The organism is Bradyrhizobium sp. STM 3561 (assembly GCF_045571455.1).
Lineage (GTDB): Bacteria > Pseudomonadota > Alphaproteobacteria > Rhizobiales > Xanthobacteraceae > Bradyrhizobium > Bradyrhizobium vignae.
The window spans coordinates 6,334,969-6,351,956 of record NZ_CP120695.1; the positions used below are offsets into that span (position 1 = coordinate 6,334,969).

Annotated in this window: 11 protein-coding genes and 3 pseudogenes; 8 read left to right on the forward strand and 6 right to left on the reverse strand. The window is 64.9% G+C overall.

The annotated features are described in order from the left end of the window. Positions 1–90: 90 nt before the first annotated feature. Positions 91–1,239 (reverse strand): 3-dehydroquinate synthase, encoded by a 1,149-nt coding sequence (gene aroB, locus P6U28_RS30125; RefSeq protein WP_129144459.1) that lies wholly within the window; start codon positions 1,237–1,239, stop codon positions 91–93. Next, the gene (locus P6U28_RS30130) at positions 1,236–1,859 is read right to left on the reverse strand and encodes a shikimate kinase (protein ID WP_129144458.1); all 624 of its coding nucleotides are present in this window, start codon (positions 1,857–1,859) and stop codon (positions 1,236–1,238) included. The genes aroB and P6U28_RS30130 overlap by 4 nt, the downstream gene beginning before the upstream one ends. Before the next feature lie 174 nt (positions 1,860–2,033). Here P6U28_RS30130 and P6U28_RS30135 point away from each other — a divergent pair, with 174 nt between their 5' ends. From P6U28_RS30135 to P6U28_RS30150, 4 genes and pseudogenes are all read left to right on the forward strand, one after another. Continuing rightward, complete coding sequence (locus P6U28_RS30135; RefSeq protein WP_129144457.1) at positions 2,034–2,180, forward strand: histidine kinase; 147 nt, start codon at positions 2,034–2,036, stop codon at positions 2,178–2,180. Between the two features lie 17 nt (positions 2,181–2,197). Continuing rightward, positions 2,198–3,154 (forward strand): site-specific tyrosine recombinase XerD, encoded by a 957-nt coding sequence (xerD, locus tag P6U28_RS30140; RefSeq protein WP_129144456.1) that lies wholly within the window; start codon positions 2,198–2,200, stop codon positions 3,152–3,154. A 197-nt stretch (positions 3,155–3,351) separates the two neighbouring features. Then, positions 3,352–4,308 (forward strand): annotated as a pseudogene (locus P6U28_RS30145) (acetyl-CoA carboxylase carboxyltransferase subunit alpha); the annotation flags it as partial. Positions 4,309–4,643: 335 nt separating this feature from the next. Further along, positions 4,644–6,158: a murein L,D-transpeptidase family protein gene (locus tag P6U28_RS30150; protein ID WP_244607848.1), complete on the forward strand. Its 1,515-nt coding sequence runs from the start codon at positions 4,644–4,646 to the stop codon at positions 6,156–6,158. Between the two features lie 7 nt (positions 6,159–6,165). On the opposite strand, the pseudogene P6U28_RS30155 reads toward P6U28_RS30150, so the two are convergent. Further along, positions 6,166–7,511: pseudogene (locus tag P6U28_RS30155) on the reverse strand (IS5 family transposase). A gap of 202 nt (positions 7,512–7,713) precedes the next feature. Between P6U28_RS30155 and P6U28_RS30160 the strand changes: the two are divergent. Continuing rightward, positions 7,714–8,151: a PIN domain-containing protein gene (locus P6U28_RS30160; RefSeq protein WP_407120391.1), complete on the forward strand. Its 438-nt coding sequence runs from the start codon at positions 7,714–7,716 to the stop codon at positions 8,149–8,151. A gap of 366 nt (positions 8,152–8,517) precedes the next feature. On the opposite strand, the pseudogene P6U28_RS30165 reads toward P6U28_RS30160, so the two are convergent. Both P6U28_RS30165 and secA read right to left on the reverse strand, forming a co-directional pair. Beyond that, a pseudogene (locus P6U28_RS30165) lies at positions 8,518–9,683 on the reverse strand (IS110 family transposase). 135 nt (positions 9,684–9,818) lie between these two features. Continuing rightward, positions 9,819–12,662, reverse strand: coding sequence for a preprotein translocase subunit SecA (gene secA / locus P6U28_RS30170; protein WP_122400544.1), 2,844 nt, complete (start codon positions 12,660–12,662; stop codon positions 9,819–9,821). A 354-nt stretch (positions 12,663–13,016) separates the two neighbouring features. Between secA and P6U28_RS30175 the strand changes: the two genes are divergently transcribed. From P6U28_RS30175 to P6U28_RS30185, 3 genes are all read left to right on the forward strand, one after another. Next, entirely contained in the window at positions 13,017–13,925 is a 909-nt protein-coding gene (locus P6U28_RS30175) for a peptidylprolyl isomerase (protein WP_122400543.1), read from the forward strand. A gap of 103 nt (positions 13,926–14,028) precedes the next feature. Further along, complete coding sequence (argJ, locus tag P6U28_RS30180) at positions 14,029–15,270, forward strand: bifunctional glutamate N-acetyltransferase/amino-acid acetyltransferase ArgJ (RefSeq protein WP_122400542.1); 1,242 nt, start codon at positions 14,029–14,031, stop codon at positions 15,268–15,270. A gap of 244 nt (positions 15,271–15,514) precedes the next feature. Further along, entirely contained in the window at positions 15,515–15,925 is a 411-nt protein-coding gene (locus P6U28_RS30185) for a (deoxy)nucleoside triphosphate pyrophosphohydrolase (protein WP_129144453.1), read from the forward strand. Positions 15,926–15,986: 61 nt separating this feature from the next. Here P6U28_RS30185 and P6U28_RS30190 read toward each other — a convergent pair whose 3' ends face one another. After that, positions 15,987–16,856, reverse strand: a complete 870-nt coding sequence (locus P6U28_RS30190) for a methyltransferase domain-containing protein (protein WP_162500536.1) — start codon at positions 16,854–16,856, stop codon at positions 15,987–15,989. Positions 16,857–16,988 lie beyond the last annotated feature (132 nt).

Below are 16,988 nucleotides of genomic sequence, written 5' to 3' on the forward strand. Positions count from 1 at the left end.
CACTCTAGCTACTTTTGACGCGTTTTCCTGACGCGAGCCGGTATCCACTTCGCTCGAAAACGCGTTGGCGAAATAAAGCTCCGCCGCGCATCAGGCCTTCTGCGCGAGCTTCTCCTTCAGGAAGTCGCGCACCGGCGCCGGCTCGACGTCCTTCGCGATCACGGCGCGGCCCACGGCCTCCAGCAGGATGAAAGTGAGCTTGCCGCGCTTGACCTTCTTGTCCTGCGCCATCAGCGTCATCAGCGCGTCGGCATCGGCAAGACCTTCCTGCGCGAAGCCCGCGATGTCCTGCAAGCGCGTCGGCAGGCCCGCTTCAATCAGGTGCCGTTCGACGCGTGCCGCATCGGATTCGCCGATCATGCCGAGCTTCGCCGAGAACTGGGCCGCCAGCGTCATGCCGATGGCGACGCCCTCGCCGTGGAACAGGCGGTCGGAGAAACCCGTCGCGGCTTCCAGCGCGTGACCGAAGGTGTGGCCGAGATTGAGCAGCGCGCGCTCGCCGGTCTCGCGCTCGTCGCGCGAGACGACGCCGGCCTTGGCACGGCAGGAGGTCGCGATCGCATGCTCGCGCGCGGAGCCGCCCTTGAAGATGTCGGAATGGTTCTTCTCCAGCCAGGTGAAGAAGGCCTCGTCGCCGAGCACGCCATATTTGGCCACCTCGGCATAGCCGGCGCGGAACTGACGCGGCGACAGCGTGTCGAGCACGGCGGTGTCGGCGATAACAAGCACCGGCTGATGGAAGGCGCCGAGCAAATTCTTGCCCTGCGGCGAGTTGATGCCGGTCTTGCCGCCGACGGAGGAATCGACCTGCGCCAGCAGCGAGGTCGGCACCTGCACGAAATCGACGCCGCGGCGCAGGATCGCCGCGGCAAAGCCGGCGAGATCGCCGACCACGCCGCCGCCGAGCGCGATGACGAGATCGTTGCGCTCGATCCTAGCGGCGATCAGGGCTTCGCTGACCTTTTCGAGGCCGGCATAGGTCTTCGAGATTTCGCCTTCCTCGACGACGATGCGCGAGCTCGGGATGCCGGCGGCCGCGAGCGAGGCCTCGGTCGGCTCGAGCCAGTATTTCGCGACGGTGCGGTCGGTGACAACAGCGGTACGTACGCCCGGCCGCAAGGCTGCGACCCTCTCGCCGAGCGACGACAGCACGCCGCGGCCGATGATGATGTCATAGGCGCGATTTTCCAGCGCGACGCCGACTTTGACGGGATCGGAATGTTTCATCGGCGCGGTCATCGTGCGGCACTCGCAACGTCGGCAGGTGGTTGGGCGGCCTGTCCGCCGCACAGATGGGCGTGCAGCGCCGCGATGCATTCCTCGACGATTCTGTCGTGCGGCACGTCGCGCGAGGCGATCGTGAGGTCGGCATTGGCATAGACCGGCTCGCGCTCGGTGAGGAGGCGCGTCACGGTTCCTTCGGGATCCGCGGTCTGAAGCAGCGGACGGTCGGCACGACGGCGCACGCGGCGCATGATGACGTCGTGATCCGCCCTGAGCCAGATCGAGATGGCTTTCGCCGCGATGCGCGCACGCGTATCCTCGCGCATGAAGGCGCCGCCGCCGGTCGCCAGCACCGCGGGACCGCCGTCGAGCAGGCGCGCGATCACACGGGCTTCGCCATCGCGGAAATGCTGCTCGCCATGGCGCTCGAAGATTTCCGGTATGGTCATGCCGGCCGCCGCCTCGATCTCGGTGTCGGCATCGACGAAGGGCAGCTTGAGCCTGAGAGCCATGCGCCGGCCGATGGTGGATTTGCCCGCTCCCATCATGCCGACGAGCACGATCGAGCGCGCACCGAGCGCCGACAGGATGTCGGCCTCAGGCGAAGCAGGAAGCGGCAACGCGGCGTCGGACATTGTCTCGCTCGATTGGATCTAGCTCGAACCGCCGCCAGATGCGGCATGGTTTGGCCACCTATACGACCCCATGGGGGCCCTCGCCAGAGGACTCTTGCCACGAAACGGCGAACATGTTGGATGATTTCATTGGTTAATTTGGCTGCCTGGCCCCCTACCCGAGACCTCAGAACGATGCCGAGCTTGTTCCGCTTCCTGACGGTCGTCGCCGTGATCGCCGGCATCATCTATGGCGTGGTCTTCGCGCTGGCGAACTTCGTCACTCCGAAGCCGCGGGAAATGACGGTGACGATCCCGCCGGATAAGTTTCTCAAGAAATAGGAGCTAGCCTCCAGGGCATGCCTACCCAGCCCTCAGACGCCAAGCTCACCGGCCTGTTCCTCGACATGCTCGCGGCGGAACAGGGCGCCGGGCCCAATACGCTCGACGCATATCGCCGCGACCTCACCGATTTCTCGGAATTTCTGGACCGGGTCGGCCATACATTCGCGGACGCGGAGACGCAGGTCCTGCGCGACTACCTCGCCGATCTCGACACCCGCGGCTTCAAATCCACCAGCGTCGCCCGGCGGCTATCGGCGATGCGGCATCTCTATCGTTTCCTGCTGAACGAGCGCATCCGCGCCGACGATCCCGCCGCCATCCTGTCCGGCCCGAAGCGCGGCCGCGGCCTGCCAAAAGTGCTGTCGATCGCGGACGTCGACCGCATGCTCCGCCGCGCGAAGGAATTGAGCGAGGCGGAGGATGCCTCGCCCTCGAAGCGGCTGCGCGCTTTGCGGCTCTATTGCCTGCTCGAGGTGCTCTACGCCACGGGCCTGCGCGTTTCCGAGCTGGTGGCGCTGCCGCGCTCGGCGGCCAAGCGCGATGCGCGCATGATCGTGGTGCGCGGCAAGGGCAACAAGGAACGCCTGGTGCCGCTCAACGAGGCCTCGCGGCAGGCGATGGCGGATTATCTCGCCGCGACGGACGCGGCAAAGACGGAAAAGAAAAACAGCGTGGCCGCCTCGAAATGGCTGTTCCCCTCCTTCGGCGAGAGCGGACATCTGACGCGGCAGCATTTCGCCCGCGACCTCAAGGAGCTCGCGGTCGCCTCCGGGCTTCAGGCCCGCCTGGTCTCCCCGCACGTGCTGCGCCACGCCTTTGCCAGCCACCTGCTGCACAACGGCGCGGATCTGCGCATCGTCCAGACCCTGCTCGGCCACACCGACATCTCCACGACCCAGATCTACACCCACGTGGTCGAGGAGCGGCTGAAGAGCCTGGTGCGCGACCTGCACCCGCTGGCGGAGAAGTGACGCACCGTAGATGGGCTACGGGCATCCCAGGAAACCGCCTTGACTTCGACCACATCTCCGCAGAAAGAGCCGTGGCCTCACGCATGATTTGGCCGGCTGGCACGAGCACACAAGTCAAACCATTGAAGACGCTACACTTCTGTCCGTGACCCTAACCTCGCTTCGCTTCTTTAGCCCCGTCCCCTTATATTGAGTTGATGCAAGACCAGATGCGCAGCTATCTCGACTTCGAAAAGCCGGTCGCCGAGCTCGACTCCAAGGTCGACGAATTGCGCGCGCTCGCTGCCTCCGGCACCGACATCAGCGACGAGATCGGCCGGATCGAGGACAAGGCGGCGCAGGCGCTGGCCGACCTCTACACGAACCTGACGCCGTGGCAGAAGACGCTGGTTGCGCGGCATCCGCAGCGGCCGCATTTCAACGATTTCATCAAGGGCCTGATCACCGAATTCACCCCGCTCGCCGGTGACCGCAAGTTCGGCGAGGACGAGGCGCTGGTCGCCGGCTTCGGCCGCTTCCGCGGCGAGCCGATCTGCGTGATGGGCCAGGAAAAGGGCGATTCCACCGAGAGCCGGATCCGGCACAATTTCGGCATGGCGCGGCCCGAGGGCTATCGCAAATGCGTGCGGCTGATGGAGATGGCCGAGCGGTTCGGCCTTCCGGTGCTGTCGCTCGCCGATTCCGCCGGCGCTTATCCCGGCATTGGCGCCGAGGAGCGCGGCCAGGCCGAGGCGATCGCGCGCTCGACCGACGCGTGCCTGGCGCTGACCGTGCCGAACGTGGCCATCATCACCGGCGAGGGCATGTCGGGCGGCGCCATTGCCATCACCACCGCCAACAGGGTGCTGATGCTGGAGCACGCGATCTACAGCGTGATCTCGCCGGAGGCGGCCTCCTCCATCCTGTGGCGCGACGGCACCAAGGCGCAGGAAGCCGCCAACAACATGAAGATCACCGCCCAGGACATGCTCCGCTTCGGGGTGATCGATCAGATCCTGAAGGAGCCCGTCGGCGGCGCCCATCGCGACCCCGCCGCCATGATCGCCACTACAGGCGAGGCCATCGCGAAGGCCTTTGACGAGCTCCGGGGCCTGGACGGGGATGCGATCCGCAAGCAGCGGCGGCAGAAATTCCTCGATATCGGCCGGAAACTGGGCTCCCAAATCGGCGATCTCAGTGCCGGCTTGGCCGCAGGGCCCAAGTTCCGGCCCAGTTTAAGTCTCTGTTGACCACACCTTTGGGCCAACGTCCTCGTGATCCCCGCTTGGGTTGCGACCACATGACCCAGAGGTTAGAATTTTAATCAATGGCTTCAGGGCATAAGCGCTGGAGCGTGGTCTAAAAAGGGCCCGTTGCGACGGGCCCCCGGGGTACCCGGTCGGATCATGCGCCAAACGAATTGGGGTTCGCGCTTGCTGCCCGGCACGGTGTGGGGTCCATCTTGATTTCTCGTTCGCTTGCTCGCGCGCTCTTGGCTTCGGTTGCGCTGATGACGGCCGGCGTTCTGCTCACCGGCTGCGACACCGACCAGGTCTCGCTCGCGACCAACGCCAAGGCCAACCAGCCGGTGCCGCCGAAGCTGGTCGCCGCCATGGCCGAGAAGGACATGGACCTGCAATCGCCGATCCTGGTCCGCCTGTTCAAGCAGGAGGCTGAGCTCGAGGTCTGGAAGCAGACCCGCTCCGGCCAGTTCGCGCTGCTCAAGACCTATCCGATCTGCCGCTGGTCGGGCGATCTCGGCCCCAAGGTGCGCGAGGGCGACCGTCAGGCGCCGGAAGGATTCTACTCGATCAATCCGAGCCAGATGAATCCGCAGTCGGCCTATTACCTCTCCTTCAACACGGGCTTTCCGAACGCGTTCGACAAGGCGCTGGGCCGCACCGGCTCGCAGCTGATGGTACACGGAGACTGTTCTTCGCGCGGCTGCTACGCGATGACGGACGAGCAGATCGCGGAGATCTATTCGCTCGGACGCGAATCCTTCTTCGGCGGCCAGAAGGCGTTCCAGCTGCAGGCCTATCCGTTCAGGATGACGCCGGTGAACATGGCCAAGCACCGGAACAATCCGAACATGCCGTTCTGGAAGATGATCAAGGAAGGCTATGATCATTTCGAGGTGACGCGGCAGGAGCCGAAGGTCGATTTCTGCGAGAAGAAGTACGTCTTCGACGCGGCCAAGCCGGCCGACGCCAAGCGCGATCCGGTGTTCGACGCCTCGGCCAAGTGCCCGGCCTATGTGATCCCCGAGGACATCGCCAGCGCCGTGCGTGAGAAGCAGGCGAAGGACGAGGCTGAATACGCCAAGCTGGTTGCCAAGGGCACGCCGGTGGCGCGCATGAACACCGGCATCGACGGCGGCATGAACAAGATCTTCGCCGCAAAAATTCCGGAAGGCTCGACCGGCCTGTCCGAGAGCGCCGAAGGCACCACGCTGCAGATGCTGGCGATGGCGAAGGCGCCGGGCACGATCCCCGGCCACGTCAATCCGCCCAAGCCGAATCTCGATGCGGTCGCGTCCGCGCCCGCGCCGCAGGAAGAGCCTGTGGTCGCCGTGCCCGCGACCGGCACCCGCGTCGCCTCGGCGCAGCCTGCCGAAAAAGCCTCAAGCGGCGGCTTCTTCTCGAACCTCGGCCGCAAGATGGGCCTCGGCGCCGCCGATACCACCGCGACGGCAACGCCAGCGCCGCAGCAGGCCACCGCGTCTGTCGCTCCGGCCCAGACGTCCACGACCCCGCCTACGGCCGCGTCGCGGCTCAAGGCCGCAGTGACGAGATTCGTGCCGGGGCACGACAAGTCCAAGGACACCGCGAAGGATGCGCCGAAGCCGGCCGTAGCGGCGGCCAAGCCCGCCGAACCGGCAAAGCCGGATACACGGCTTGCTCAGACCCGTCCGGCGCTGAAGCCGTCGGTGTCGGAGGGCGCAGCCGATAGCGGACAGATGGCGGGCGCCGCGCCGATCGTGCAGTCGAACTCGTTCGACAGCCGCTTCTCCGCGATGAAGTAGTCGTCCGTTAAGAAGCCGATTGCAGCGGTGAGCGGTCGCTGATGGCTGCGATGAGGGTAGCCAGGAAGAGGCACCAAAGAACCCTCAGCCAGGCGAGGATGCGGCGGAAGTTGTGACCGACGGCAGAGAGGATGACGTTGGCGGCATCGCCGGCGCGGCCTTTGAGGTAGCAGCGGCCGAGGTGACCATCGGCCTTCAGGTGTCCGATGACGGGTTCGATGGCGGAGCGGCGCCGCAGCTCGCGCTTGATGATACCGAAGACGCCGCGCTTCTGGCCGGAGATGAAGACACGGCGCGGGTTCTGCGCGTCATGGCCGCGGTATCCCTTGTCGACATAGGCCCGCTCGATCGGACAGCCGGTGAGTGTCTCGGTGCGGTCGATGACGTCCCGCAGGGTGTGACCGTCGTACGGGTTATCGGGTAGCGCCCTGGCGTGCAGCACGAACAGGCCGCCGGGAGCACGGCGGTTGTTGGTGACGATGGAGGCTTTGACACCGAACTCGTAAGGCGCGGCTGCTTTGCCCTTGCCGATGCACTCGACCTCCGGAGCATGGAAGGAATACAGCTTCCAGCCGCGCTGGCGCTGCTGCTGCGAGCGGATCTGCGCGGCCCGGCTGAGCGGCAGGGCGAAGGCGTTCTCGAGCACGGCCTGAGCTTCGATCTTGCGGCGGATATCGCGGATGATCCGGCCCAACCGGCTGCGCAGGATGCGCAACTGCCGCTGATGCCGTTTGAATTGCTTGGCATGGGCGTAGCGGGAAGCCATAATGGCCGCGGTCTTGGCAATGCGAAGATAGGACTGCCGCAGCCTGATCCCGTGCTTCCTCGCCAGACGGTTGAGCCCCTTGATCGCCGCGTGCAGCAGCTTGGCATCGGTCGGGAAGGTGATGGCCTTTGGCTGCACCGTGGTATCGACTGTGACCCGCTTGAGGTCTTGGCCGCGTAACGCGCCGGCCTCGTGCGCCACCCGCAGGCTCTCGGCCAGCAGCAGTTCCAGCTTGTCGCCGAGCCGCTTGCGCCAGTGGCTCAGGTCCGAGCGCTCGTGCGGGAAGGCGTGCTGGAAGAACTCTTCGCCGGTGAAGTACTGGAAATATGGGTCGTGGACCCAGCGCTCGCAGACCCCTCATCGGACAGGCCGTAAATGTGCTTGAGCAGCAGCAGCCCGATCACGAAGCGGGTCGCGATGCCGGGCCGGCCGTTCTCGCTGTAGAGCGGCGCGATCTCGCCGTCGATCCAGTCCCAATCGACCTTGCCAGCGAGCTGAACCAGCTCGTGCTTCATGTTGATGATCTGGTCCAGCCTGGCCCGGAACAGATCGCCCGATCCCGTCGTCCTGTGCTTCTTCGGTCGCATCGCCACCTCCGATGCGGCCACCGAATCATGTCTGGCGATCGACGGAATCCTGAAAATGAAATTGCAAGGTTCCGATGCCCGAAGCATCAAAACCCTGCAATCCTAAAACACCCCGCAACCACAAATGCGATTCCAGCTCAATCGCTTAGCCGCTCTTCACGGATGACGAAGTAGGCGTTCCGCGCCATGAAGCGAACGAGCGGTGAGCCCGTTCTTCGACGCCGATATCTTGATCTACGCCTACTCGACCGACGTCCGGCGCGATCAGGCGCTGAACACGATTGCCGGCGGTGGCGTCATTAGCACACAGGTGCTGAACGAGTTCACCAACGTGCTGCGCAAGAAGCAGAGACAGGAGTGGCCGATCATCGAGGCCGCCGTGCAGTCAATTCGTTTCCGCTTCCCGGACATCGTGCCACTCACGGCTGACACGCACGCTACAGCGCTCACGCTTGCCCGTGGCCACAATTTTGCATTTTATGACGCGCTGATCGTTGCGACTGCAGTCGAGGCAGGCTGCGGACTCCCTCCGCGGGGGCATTCTGGATTGCTCACATGGGGATTTGGTGTGTCAAGGCGGTTTGTTCAGCTCTTTGTTCGATTGCAGGCCAGCTCTTCGTCCCGACCGTGGAGCACGTAGGATGGCGCGCGCAGATCGAGTCAAGGTCGGCCCGTAGGGCCGTCGCGAAGCGACTTGGCCTTGACTCGAGCGAGCACGCCATCAGGCTTTGGCAGTCGGGGCAGCGGGCGGATAACTCCTTTTCGTCAGGCGATCCAAGGGTCGAGCCGGTTTTTGCAATCTGGTTTGCTTGCCAGATCAAACTCACATTCGGTCGCCGCGCGGCGGCGGCTGCACCAACATTCCGCTTGCGGCGGGCAGGCTCGAGAGGACGAGACCATTCTTCGTTACGGCGTTTGAAGCCATGCAATCCATCGGTTCGTCCACCCGGATCGGCCGAGGCTGATCAATCTCGGCGGATTGGCTTTGAGGCTGAGGAGCGTGGTGTCAGGCGGCGGCCTTTATCTCGGCTCCCTCGATCACCACGCCCGCGGTCACGTACTTCCAGAGGGCCACGAGCAGCTTGCGCGCGAGCGCCACGATCGCGCGCTTGCGGCCGCGTTGGCTGTGCACCTTGAACCACTGGGTCAAAGCCGATTGAGGCTGGTGGCGTACCCAGAGCCAGGCGAGCTGGATCATCGTGGTTCTCAGGCGCGGATTGCCAGCCTTCGACACGCCTTGCTCGCGCTCGATGCCGCCACTGCGCCATGGCGTGGCTGCAAGGCCGGCATAGGATGCAATCTGGCGGCGGTTGGCGAACTGCCGGTAAAAGGCCTCCGACCAGAGAACGGCCGTGAAGTTCGGGCCCAGGCTCTTCAGTTCGAGCAGCATTGCCACCGGGTTCGATACGGTCTTCTCCCCGCCGCCTTGCTCGCGGCCAGCAACGCATCCTGCTCGCGCTCCACCGCCGTGATCTGGTCGAGCAGCAGTTCGAGCCGGTCGAGTTCGCGGCTGATCTGCGCCTTCAGATGCGCCAGCAAGGCGCGCCCGTCGCCCGTCCGCAAGGCCTCCAGCCGCTTCCGCCGGTCTCGCCGCAGCGGCGCGTAGTCGAAGATCCCTTGCGCGAACAGAAGACCCTTGATCCGGTTCACATGCTCGATCCGCTCCGCGATCAAGGTCTCTCGCTCGCGGCACAGCCTACGGCGGTCCTCCTCTGCCGGAGAGGGCGCAACGACCATGGCGCAGACCCGTACCTCGCCGCGCTTGTAGGCCAGCAGCGTCCGCAACAGCGTCTCGCCATCCAGCCGGTCCGTCTTGGCCCGCCGGCGCCGGCGCGGCGTCGCAATCGAGGCCGGATCGACTACGTGGCTCTCGATGCCTTCCTGCTGCAGGGCGCGGTGAAGCCAGAACCCGTCCAGCCCCGCCTCCTGGATCGTGATGAGCGGATAGCTCTCACCCGTTCGCGCCTGCGCCTTGCGCTTCAGCTCCGCAAACAGCTTCAACAGTTCCGAAAGGTCGCCGGCCTTCATGCTGCGTTTGGACATCTTCTCGCCCTTGCAGGGCGACAGCGAAGTGACCAGCCATGTCGAACGGCTTAGTTCCAATGACACAAAAATTGCGCCAAACTGCGTGCGGATAGCGGCCAGTCCGTCGGAAGGATGATCGAGCAACATCGTCGTCTCCAGGTTGAATGGATTCAGCAACCCTCAGTCTGGCCTCAGACCTGGTCGCTATCCACTCCCCATGGAATCTTCGCTGCGCTCGCAAGGACGGAAAATGAGGCGGCGGTGGCCCGCCTCACTCAAACCTCACGCATACCGCCCGTGGCAGTGCTTGTACTTCTTGCCCGAGCCGCACGGGCAATCCTCGTTGCGGCCGACCTTGCCCCAGCTGGCGGGGTTCTTGGGGTCGCGCAGCGCGGCGTCGGTGTGCTGCGGGGCCAGCGTGACGCTGGCGAGCGCCATCTCGTCCTCGCCGGTGCTCGGGTCGAACTTGTGCGCTTCCATTGCAGGCAGCACCGGGGCTTCCTGCTCCGGCGGGACGATCTCGACGCGCATCAGCTGCGCCGTGACGGCCTCGCGCAAATGAGCGCTCATCTCCTGGAAGAGGTTGAAGGCTTCGGTCTTGTATTCCTGCAAGGGATCGCGCTGGCCGTAGCCGCGCAGGCCGATGACCTGGCGCAGATGATCGAGCATGATCAGGTGCTCGCGCCAGAGATGATCGAGCGTCTGCAACAGGATGGTCTTCTCGACGTAACGCATCACGTCGGGGCCCCATTGCGCGACCTTGGCCGCCATGTGCTCGTCGGCCTTGGTCTCGATGCGCGTGAGCAGCTCCTCGTCGGCGATGCCCTCTTCCCTGGCCCATTCGTCGACCGGCAGGTCGAGATCGAGCACGCGCTTCAGTTCGTCCTTGAGCCCGGCGACGTCCCACTGCTCGGCATAGGCATGCTCGGGCACGTGCTTGGCGACGAGATCGTCGATGAAGGCATGGCGCATGTCGGCGATGGTCTCGGCGACGCTCTCGTCCTTCATCAGCTCGACGCGCTGATCGAAGATCACCTTGCGCTGGTCGTTCTGGACGTTGTCGAACTTGAGGAGATTCTTGCGGATGTCGAAGTTGCGCGCCTCGACCTTCTGCTGCGCCTTCTCCAGCGCCTTGTTGATCCAGGGATGGATGATGGCCTCGCCCTCTTGCAGGCCGAGACGCTGCAGCATGCTGTCGAGGCGATCCGAGCCGAAGATGCGCATCAGGTCGTCTTCCAGCGACAGGAAGAATTTCGAGCGGCCGGGGTCGCCCTGACGGCCGGAACGGCCGCGCAGCTGGTTGTCGATGCGGCGGGATTCGTGACGCTCGGAGCCGATGATGTAGAGGCCGCCGGGCTTCTTCACGGTCTTGGCGGACTTGCTCCCCTTCGCCGGCTCGACCTCGACGGTCTCCTCGGCCTTCAGCACGATGTCGCGGAAGTGCTCGATGTCGGCCTTGATCTGCTCGATCTTCCTGGCCTTCTCGGCCTCGTCGGTAATGCCTGCGGTCTCCTGCTGGATGCGCATCTCCAGCGAGCCACCGAGCTTGATGTCGGTGCCGCGGCCGGCCATGTTGGTGGCGATCGTGATCGCGCCGGGCACGCCGGCTTCGGCGACGATATAGGCTTCCTGCTCGTGGAAGCGCGCGTTCAGCACCGCGAACAGCTTGGCCGGCTTGCCGGCGCGGGCCGCGGCATAGAGCTTGTCCAGCGCGCCCTCCTTGCCGAAATCGATCTGCTTGTAGCCGTTCTTCTTGAGGAATTCGGCAAGCACTTCCGACTTCTCGATCGAGGCCGTGCCGACCAGCACCGGCTGCAGCCGCGCATTGGCACGCTCGATCTCGGCGAGGATGGCCTGGTATTTTTCCTTCTGCGTGCGGTAGACCTCGTCGTCTTCGTCGAGACGCGCGACCGGCAGGTTGGTCGGGATCTCAACGACCTCGAGCTTGTAGATGTCGAACAATTCGTCGGCTTCGGTCGCCGCCGTGCCGGTCATGCCCGCCAGCTTCTCGTACATGCGGAAGTAGTTCTGGAAGGTGATCGAGGCGAGCGTCTGGTTTTCGGGCTGAACCGCGACGTGCTCCTTGGCCTCCAGCGCCTGGTGCAGGCCTTCCGAATAGCGCCGGCCCGGCATCATGCGTCCGGTGAACTCGTCGATGATGACGACCTCGCCGTCGCGGACGATGTAGTCCTTGTCGCGGGTGAACAGCGTGTGGGCGCGCAGCGCCTGGTTGACGTGATGCACGACCGAGACGTTCTCGACGTCGTAGAGCGATTCGCCCTTGAGCTGGCCGGCGTCGCGAAGCAGCGTCTCCAGCTTCTCCATGCCGCCTTCGGTCAAGGTCACCGTGCGCTGCTTCTCGTCGACCTCGTAGTCGGTCACCTTCTCCAGCTTCGGCATGAAGGTGTCGATGGTATTGTAGAAGTCGGAGCGGTCGTCGAGCGGACCGGAGATGATCAGCGGCGTGCGCGCTTCGTCGATCAGGATGGAGTCGACCTCGTCGACGATCGCGTAGTAGTGCGGCCGCTGGACCATGTCCTCGAGCCGGTACTTCATGTTGTCGCGCAGATAATCGAAGCCGTATTCGTTGTTGGTGCCGTAGGTGATGTCGCAGGCGTAGGCCGCCTTGCGCTCGGCATCGTCGAGCCCGTGCACGATCACACCGGTGGTCATGCCGAGGAAGCCGTAGATCTGGCCCATCCAGCCGGAGTCGCGGCGGGCGAGGTAGTCGTTGACGGTGACGACGTGGACGCCCTTGCCGGCGAGCGCGTTGAGGTAGACTGCAAGCGTTGCCACCAGCGTCTTGCCTTCGCCGGTCTTCATCTCGGAGATGTCGCCCTCATGCAGCACCATGCCGCCGATCAGCTGGACGTCGAAATGGCGCTGGCCGAGCGTGCGCTTGGCGGCCTCGCGCACGGTGGCGAAGGCGGGGACGAGGAGGTCGTCCAGCGTCTTGCCGTTTGCGAGCTGCTGCCTGAATTCCGCGGTGCGGGCCTTGAGCGCCTCGTCGGAGAGCTTTGAAAGCTCAGGCTCCAGCGCGTTGATCGCGTTGACGCGGGACTGATATCCCTTCACCCGCCGGTCATTGGCGGAGCCGAAAAACTTGCGGGCGAGCGCGCCGATCATGCTTAGTTCCTGTGTTCGCGATTTAACCGCGTTGCAGCCAAGAAGTTGTCACCCGTCTGCCTATCAACTCACCGTGACGCTTCGCGGCGTCAGAGCCCGGACTGCGGGGGTCATCCGCCATATGGGTGGGAATTGGGCAAGTCTGGGTTCAACGGCCAAAAACGCAGCAAAATAAACGCCATCGCCATGGTCGCGACCGGGCAGAGATATGGCCCGGTCAGGGCCTTGTCAACGGCGGGCGCATTGCGGCTAATTCATCATTTTGACAGACTTTTCGCGTTGCCAAGCCCCCCTGAATTGGGCGAGTGTCCGCCCCGCTTCGAGCAGGCCCCTGCTTCAACATAAGGATTTTCCATGACCACCTCGTTCCCGGTAACCACCGGCCAGCGTTTCCGCCATGCCTCCGCCTTGGCTGGCAGCCTCGCTCTGGCGCTGTCCCTGGCGTTCGCGGGCCCGCTCCGGGCCGCCGATGATCCGGTGCTGGCGAAGGTCAATGGCACTGAAATCAAGAAGAGCGACGTCACCATGGCCGAGGAGGAACTCGGGCCGAGCCTCGCGCAGATGGACCCGGCGACCAAGGACGAGAACGTCCTGTCCTTCCTGATCGACATGAAGATCGTCAGCAAGGCTGCCGAAGACAAGAAGCTCGCCGACAGCGAGGAGTTCAAAAAGCGCCTGGCGTTCGCCCGCAACCGGCTTCTGATGGACAGCCTGCTCGCCAACGAAGGCAAGGCCGCGACCACGCCGGACGCCATGAAGAAGGTCTATGAAGAGGCCTCCAAGCAGATCACCGGCGAGCAGGAGGTGCGCGCCCGCCACATCCTGGTCGAGACCGAGGACGAGGCCAAGGCCGTGAAGGCCGAGCTCGACAAGGGCGCCGATTTCGCCGAGCTCGCCAAGAAGAAGTCCAAGGACCCGGGCTCCGCCGATGGCGGCGATCTCGGCTTCTTCACCAAGGAGCAGATGGTGCCGGAGTTCTCGGCCGTCGCTTTTGCGCTCGAGCCGGGCAAGATCTCCGATCCCGTCAAGTCGCAGTTCGGCTGGCACATCATCAAGGTCGAGGAAAAGCGCAACCGCAAGGCGCCGGACTTCGAGCAGGTCAAGTCCCAGATCGAGAACTACGTCACCCGCAAGGCTCAGGCCGATTACGTCGCCAAGCTGCGCACCGAAGCCAAGGTCGAGCGGCTGGACCAGCCGGCGGCGGATGCCTCCAAGGACGCCAAGCCTTCCGACAGCAAGATGGCTCCCCCGGCGAAGAAGTAAGAATTCGCTGTCACTTCGCTGATGTGAAGAGTATCTAAGCCTTCGTGATGCCCGGCCCCCGCGCCGGGCATCTGCTTGTCCAGATCCCACCAAGGCGCCTGCGATGTCCTCCTCCGTCTCTCCCCTCGCCCCGAAACACGTTCCCGACATGCCCGTGATCGCAGGCGTCCGCCTTGCGACGGCCGAGGCCGGCATCCGCTACAAGAACCGCACGGACGTGCTGCTGGCGGTGATGGACAAGGGCACTGCGGTGGCCGGCGTCTTCACCAAATCGAAATGCCCGTCGGCACCGGTCGAATGGTGCCGCGCCAAGCTCAAGGGCGGCAAGGCGCGCGCACTCGTGGTCAATTCCGGCAATGCCAATGCCTTCACCGGCAAGACCGGCCGCGCCTCCACCGCGCTGACCGCGAAGATCGCGGCCAAGGCGGTCGGGTGCAGCGAAAGCGAGATCTTCCTGGCCTCGACCGGCGTCATCGGCGAGCCGCTGGACGCGACCAAGTTCGACGGCGTGCTCGGCCGCCTCGCCGAGGCTGCAGAGCCCGGTAACTACCTGGCCGCGGCCAAGGCGATCATGACCACCGACACCTTCCCGAAGGTCGCGACCGCCACCGTCAAGCTCGGCAAGGCCAAGGTCACCATCAACGGCATGGCCAAAGGCGCCGGCATGATCGCCCCCGACATGGCGACGATGCTGTCCTTCATCTTCACCGACGCGCCGATCGCGCCCGCCGCGCTCCAGGCCCTGCTCAAGAGCGGCGTCGAGGACACCTTCAACGCCGTGACAATCGATGGCGACACCTCGACCTCCGACACGCTGCTGGCCTTTGCGACAGGTGCCGCTGCCGAGCAGGGGGCGCCAAAGATCAGCCGTGCCAGCGACCCGCGCCTGAAGGCGTTCGTCAAGGCGTTCAACCAGGTGCTCGCCAACCTCGCCGAGCAGGTGGCCCGCGACGGCGAAGGCGCGCGCAAGCTGGTCGAGATCACGGTCGAGGGCGCCAAGACCAAGGCTTCGGCGCGCAAGATCGCGATGTCGATCGCCAACTCGCCGCTGGTGAAGACCGCCATCGCCGGCGAAGACGCCAATTGGGGCCGCGTGGTGATGGCGGTCGGCAAGGCCGGCGAGCCGGCTGATCGCGACAAGCTCTCGATCTCGTTCAACGGCATCCGCGTCGCCAAGAACGGCGCGCGCGATCCAGGCTATGACGAAACGCAGGTCTCGGAAGCGATGAAGGCGCCGGAGATCGCGATTCTGGTCTCGCTCGGCCTCGGCAAGGGCCGCGACCGCGTCATGACCTGCGATCTCACCAAGGAATACGTCGCGATCAATGGGGACTACAGGTCGTAGGCTCCCCGGCCGTCATTCCGGGGCTCGCGAGGCGAGAACCCGGAATCCAGAAGTTTATGCCCGAGATTCCGGGTCGATGCCGGCGCATCGCCCCGGAATGACGCCACTGGCGTCACCCCGAAATCCGCGCATCCGCCACCGCCTTCTTGAAGAGTGCGTTCATGGCATCCGAAATCCCTTGCGTCGGGCTCACCTCGAAATACACAAACCGTTGCGGACGAACTTCAGCGAGCGACAGACACGCATGGCCGATCTCAAATTGACACTGGTGGTGGCCTGCGCACTGGTCGACGCCGACAAGCGCATTCTGATCGCGCAGCGCCCCGAGGGCAAGGCGCTGGCCGGCCTCTGGGAATTTCCCGGCGGCAAGTTAGAGCCCGGCGAGCGGCCGGAGCAGAGCCTGATCCGGGAGCTCCATGAGGAGCTCGGCATCACGGTCGCCGAGCCGTGCCTAGCGCCGTTGACCTTCGCCAGCTATGGCTACGAAATCTTTCATCTCCTGATGCCGCTCTACATCTGCCGGCGCTGGGAAGGCCTGGTCACGCCGCGAGAGGGCCAGAACCTCGCCTGGGTCCGCGCCAACAAGCTGCGCGACTATCCCATGCCGCCCGCGGACATGCCGCTGATCCCGCATTTGATTGATTTGCTGATGTGAGGTGGGCCGTGCCCCGGACGCGCAGCAGCGTAGGAACGCTGCGGCGGGGCCGGAACACGCGTCACTCTTTCCCCGCCTTCTTCACCGCCTCCGCCAGGCTCGCCTTGGCCGACCCCGGCTTCAGTGGCTGCTGCTGGCTCGCATGCGGGGCCCAACCGGACAGCCAGATGATGTCGAACGTCGCACGGATGCGGCCATCGGCATCGGCAAAGCGCTCGGCATAGATTTCGGCCATCCGCAACAGCGTCGCGCGCCGGCTCGGCGTGCGCCGCCGCAGGATCAGCACATTGGCCGCGCCCATGCGGCGGAGATCCTGCATCAGGGCGAACGCATTGCCATAGCGCACCACGACACGGTCGACGTCGGTCACCGGCAATGCAAAGCCGGCCCGCTGCAGCAGCGCGCCGATGTCACGAAGGTCAGCGAACGGCGCCACGCGCGGCGACACACCGCCCTCGCATTCGGCTTCCGCCGCGGCAAAGGCCTGGCGCAGCTCGGTCAGGCTGTCACCGCCGATCATCGCGGCGAGCAGCAGCCCGTCCGGCTTCAGCGCGCGCCGGACCTGCGCAAGCACGCCCGGCAGATCGTTGACGAATTGCAGCGCCAAGGCGGAGACGACGAGGTCGAGGCTTTCGGGTGCGAAAGGCAGTTTTTCCGCGCCGGCCGCATCAATCGCGATCCGCGCCATCGCTGGAAGCCGCGCGTGTAGGACTTTGAGACCTTCGCCGGGCGTCCACAGATCAGCCGGAGCGTGAAACTCGCGCATCACTGCGGCCAACCGGTCTGACATGTCCTCGGCGACGCGATCGAGCAGGAAGCTCACGGCACCTTGTGCCTGCGCACGCCGCTGCCGTGCGTGCAGCAAGGCACGATCGAACAAAGCGGGCGGGGTTTGTCGGTTCTGGGCCATGCCGCTGGTTACGCCGATCATGCCGGCCATGGCAATCACTCTCGTGATCCGGACGCGCCGTGCTCATTGGTGCTGCCGCGCAGAGCCGGACCCAGGGAATGCGCGCCAGATCGCGGTGAGATGGGTCCCGGCTCGGCAGCGCAGCGCTGAAGG

What these genes read in the sequence shown, in the direction of transcription:
- P6U28_RS30150 (WP_244607848.1), top strand. Translation starts at nt 4,644, where the DNA reads ATGACGGCCGGCGTTCTGCTCACCGGCTGCGACACCGACCAGGTCTCG.
- argJ (WP_122400542.1), top strand. Translation starts at nt 14,029, where the DNA reads ATGTCCTCCTCCGTCTCTCCCCTCGCCCCGAAACACGTTCCCGACATG.
- P6U28_RS30185 (WP_129144453.1), top strand. Translation starts at nt 15,515, where the DNA reads ATGGCCGATCTCAAATTGACACTGGTGGTGGCCTGCGCACTGGTCGAC.
- aroB (WP_129144459.1), bottom strand. Translation starts at nt 1,239, where the DNA reads ATGACCGCGCCGATGAAACATTCCGATCCCGTCAAAGTCGGCGTCGCG.
- P6U28_RS30175 (WP_122400543.1), top strand. Translation starts at nt 13,017, where the DNA reads ATGACCACCTCGTTCCCGGTAACCACCGGCCAGCGTTTCCGCCATGCC.
- xerD (WP_129144456.1), top strand. Translation starts at nt 2,198, where the DNA reads ATGCCTACCCAGCCCTCAGACGCCAAGCTCACCGGCCTGTTCCTCGAC.
- secA (WP_122400544.1), bottom strand. Translation starts at nt 12,662, where the DNA reads ATGATCGGCGCGCTCGCCCGCAAGTTTTTCGGCTCCGCCAATGACCGG.
- P6U28_RS30135 (WP_129144457.1), top strand. Translation starts at nt 2,034, where the DNA reads ATGCCGAGCTTGTTCCGCTTCCTGACGGTCGTCGCCGTGATCGCCGGC.
- P6U28_RS30130 (WP_129144458.1), bottom strand. Translation starts at nt 1,859, where the DNA reads ATGTCCGACGCCGCGTTGCCGCTTCCTGCTTCGCCTGAGGCCGACATC.
- P6U28_RS30190 (WP_162500536.1), bottom strand. Translation starts at nt 16,856, where the DNA reads ATGATCGGCGTAACCAGCGGCATGGCCCAGAACCGACAAACCCCGCCC.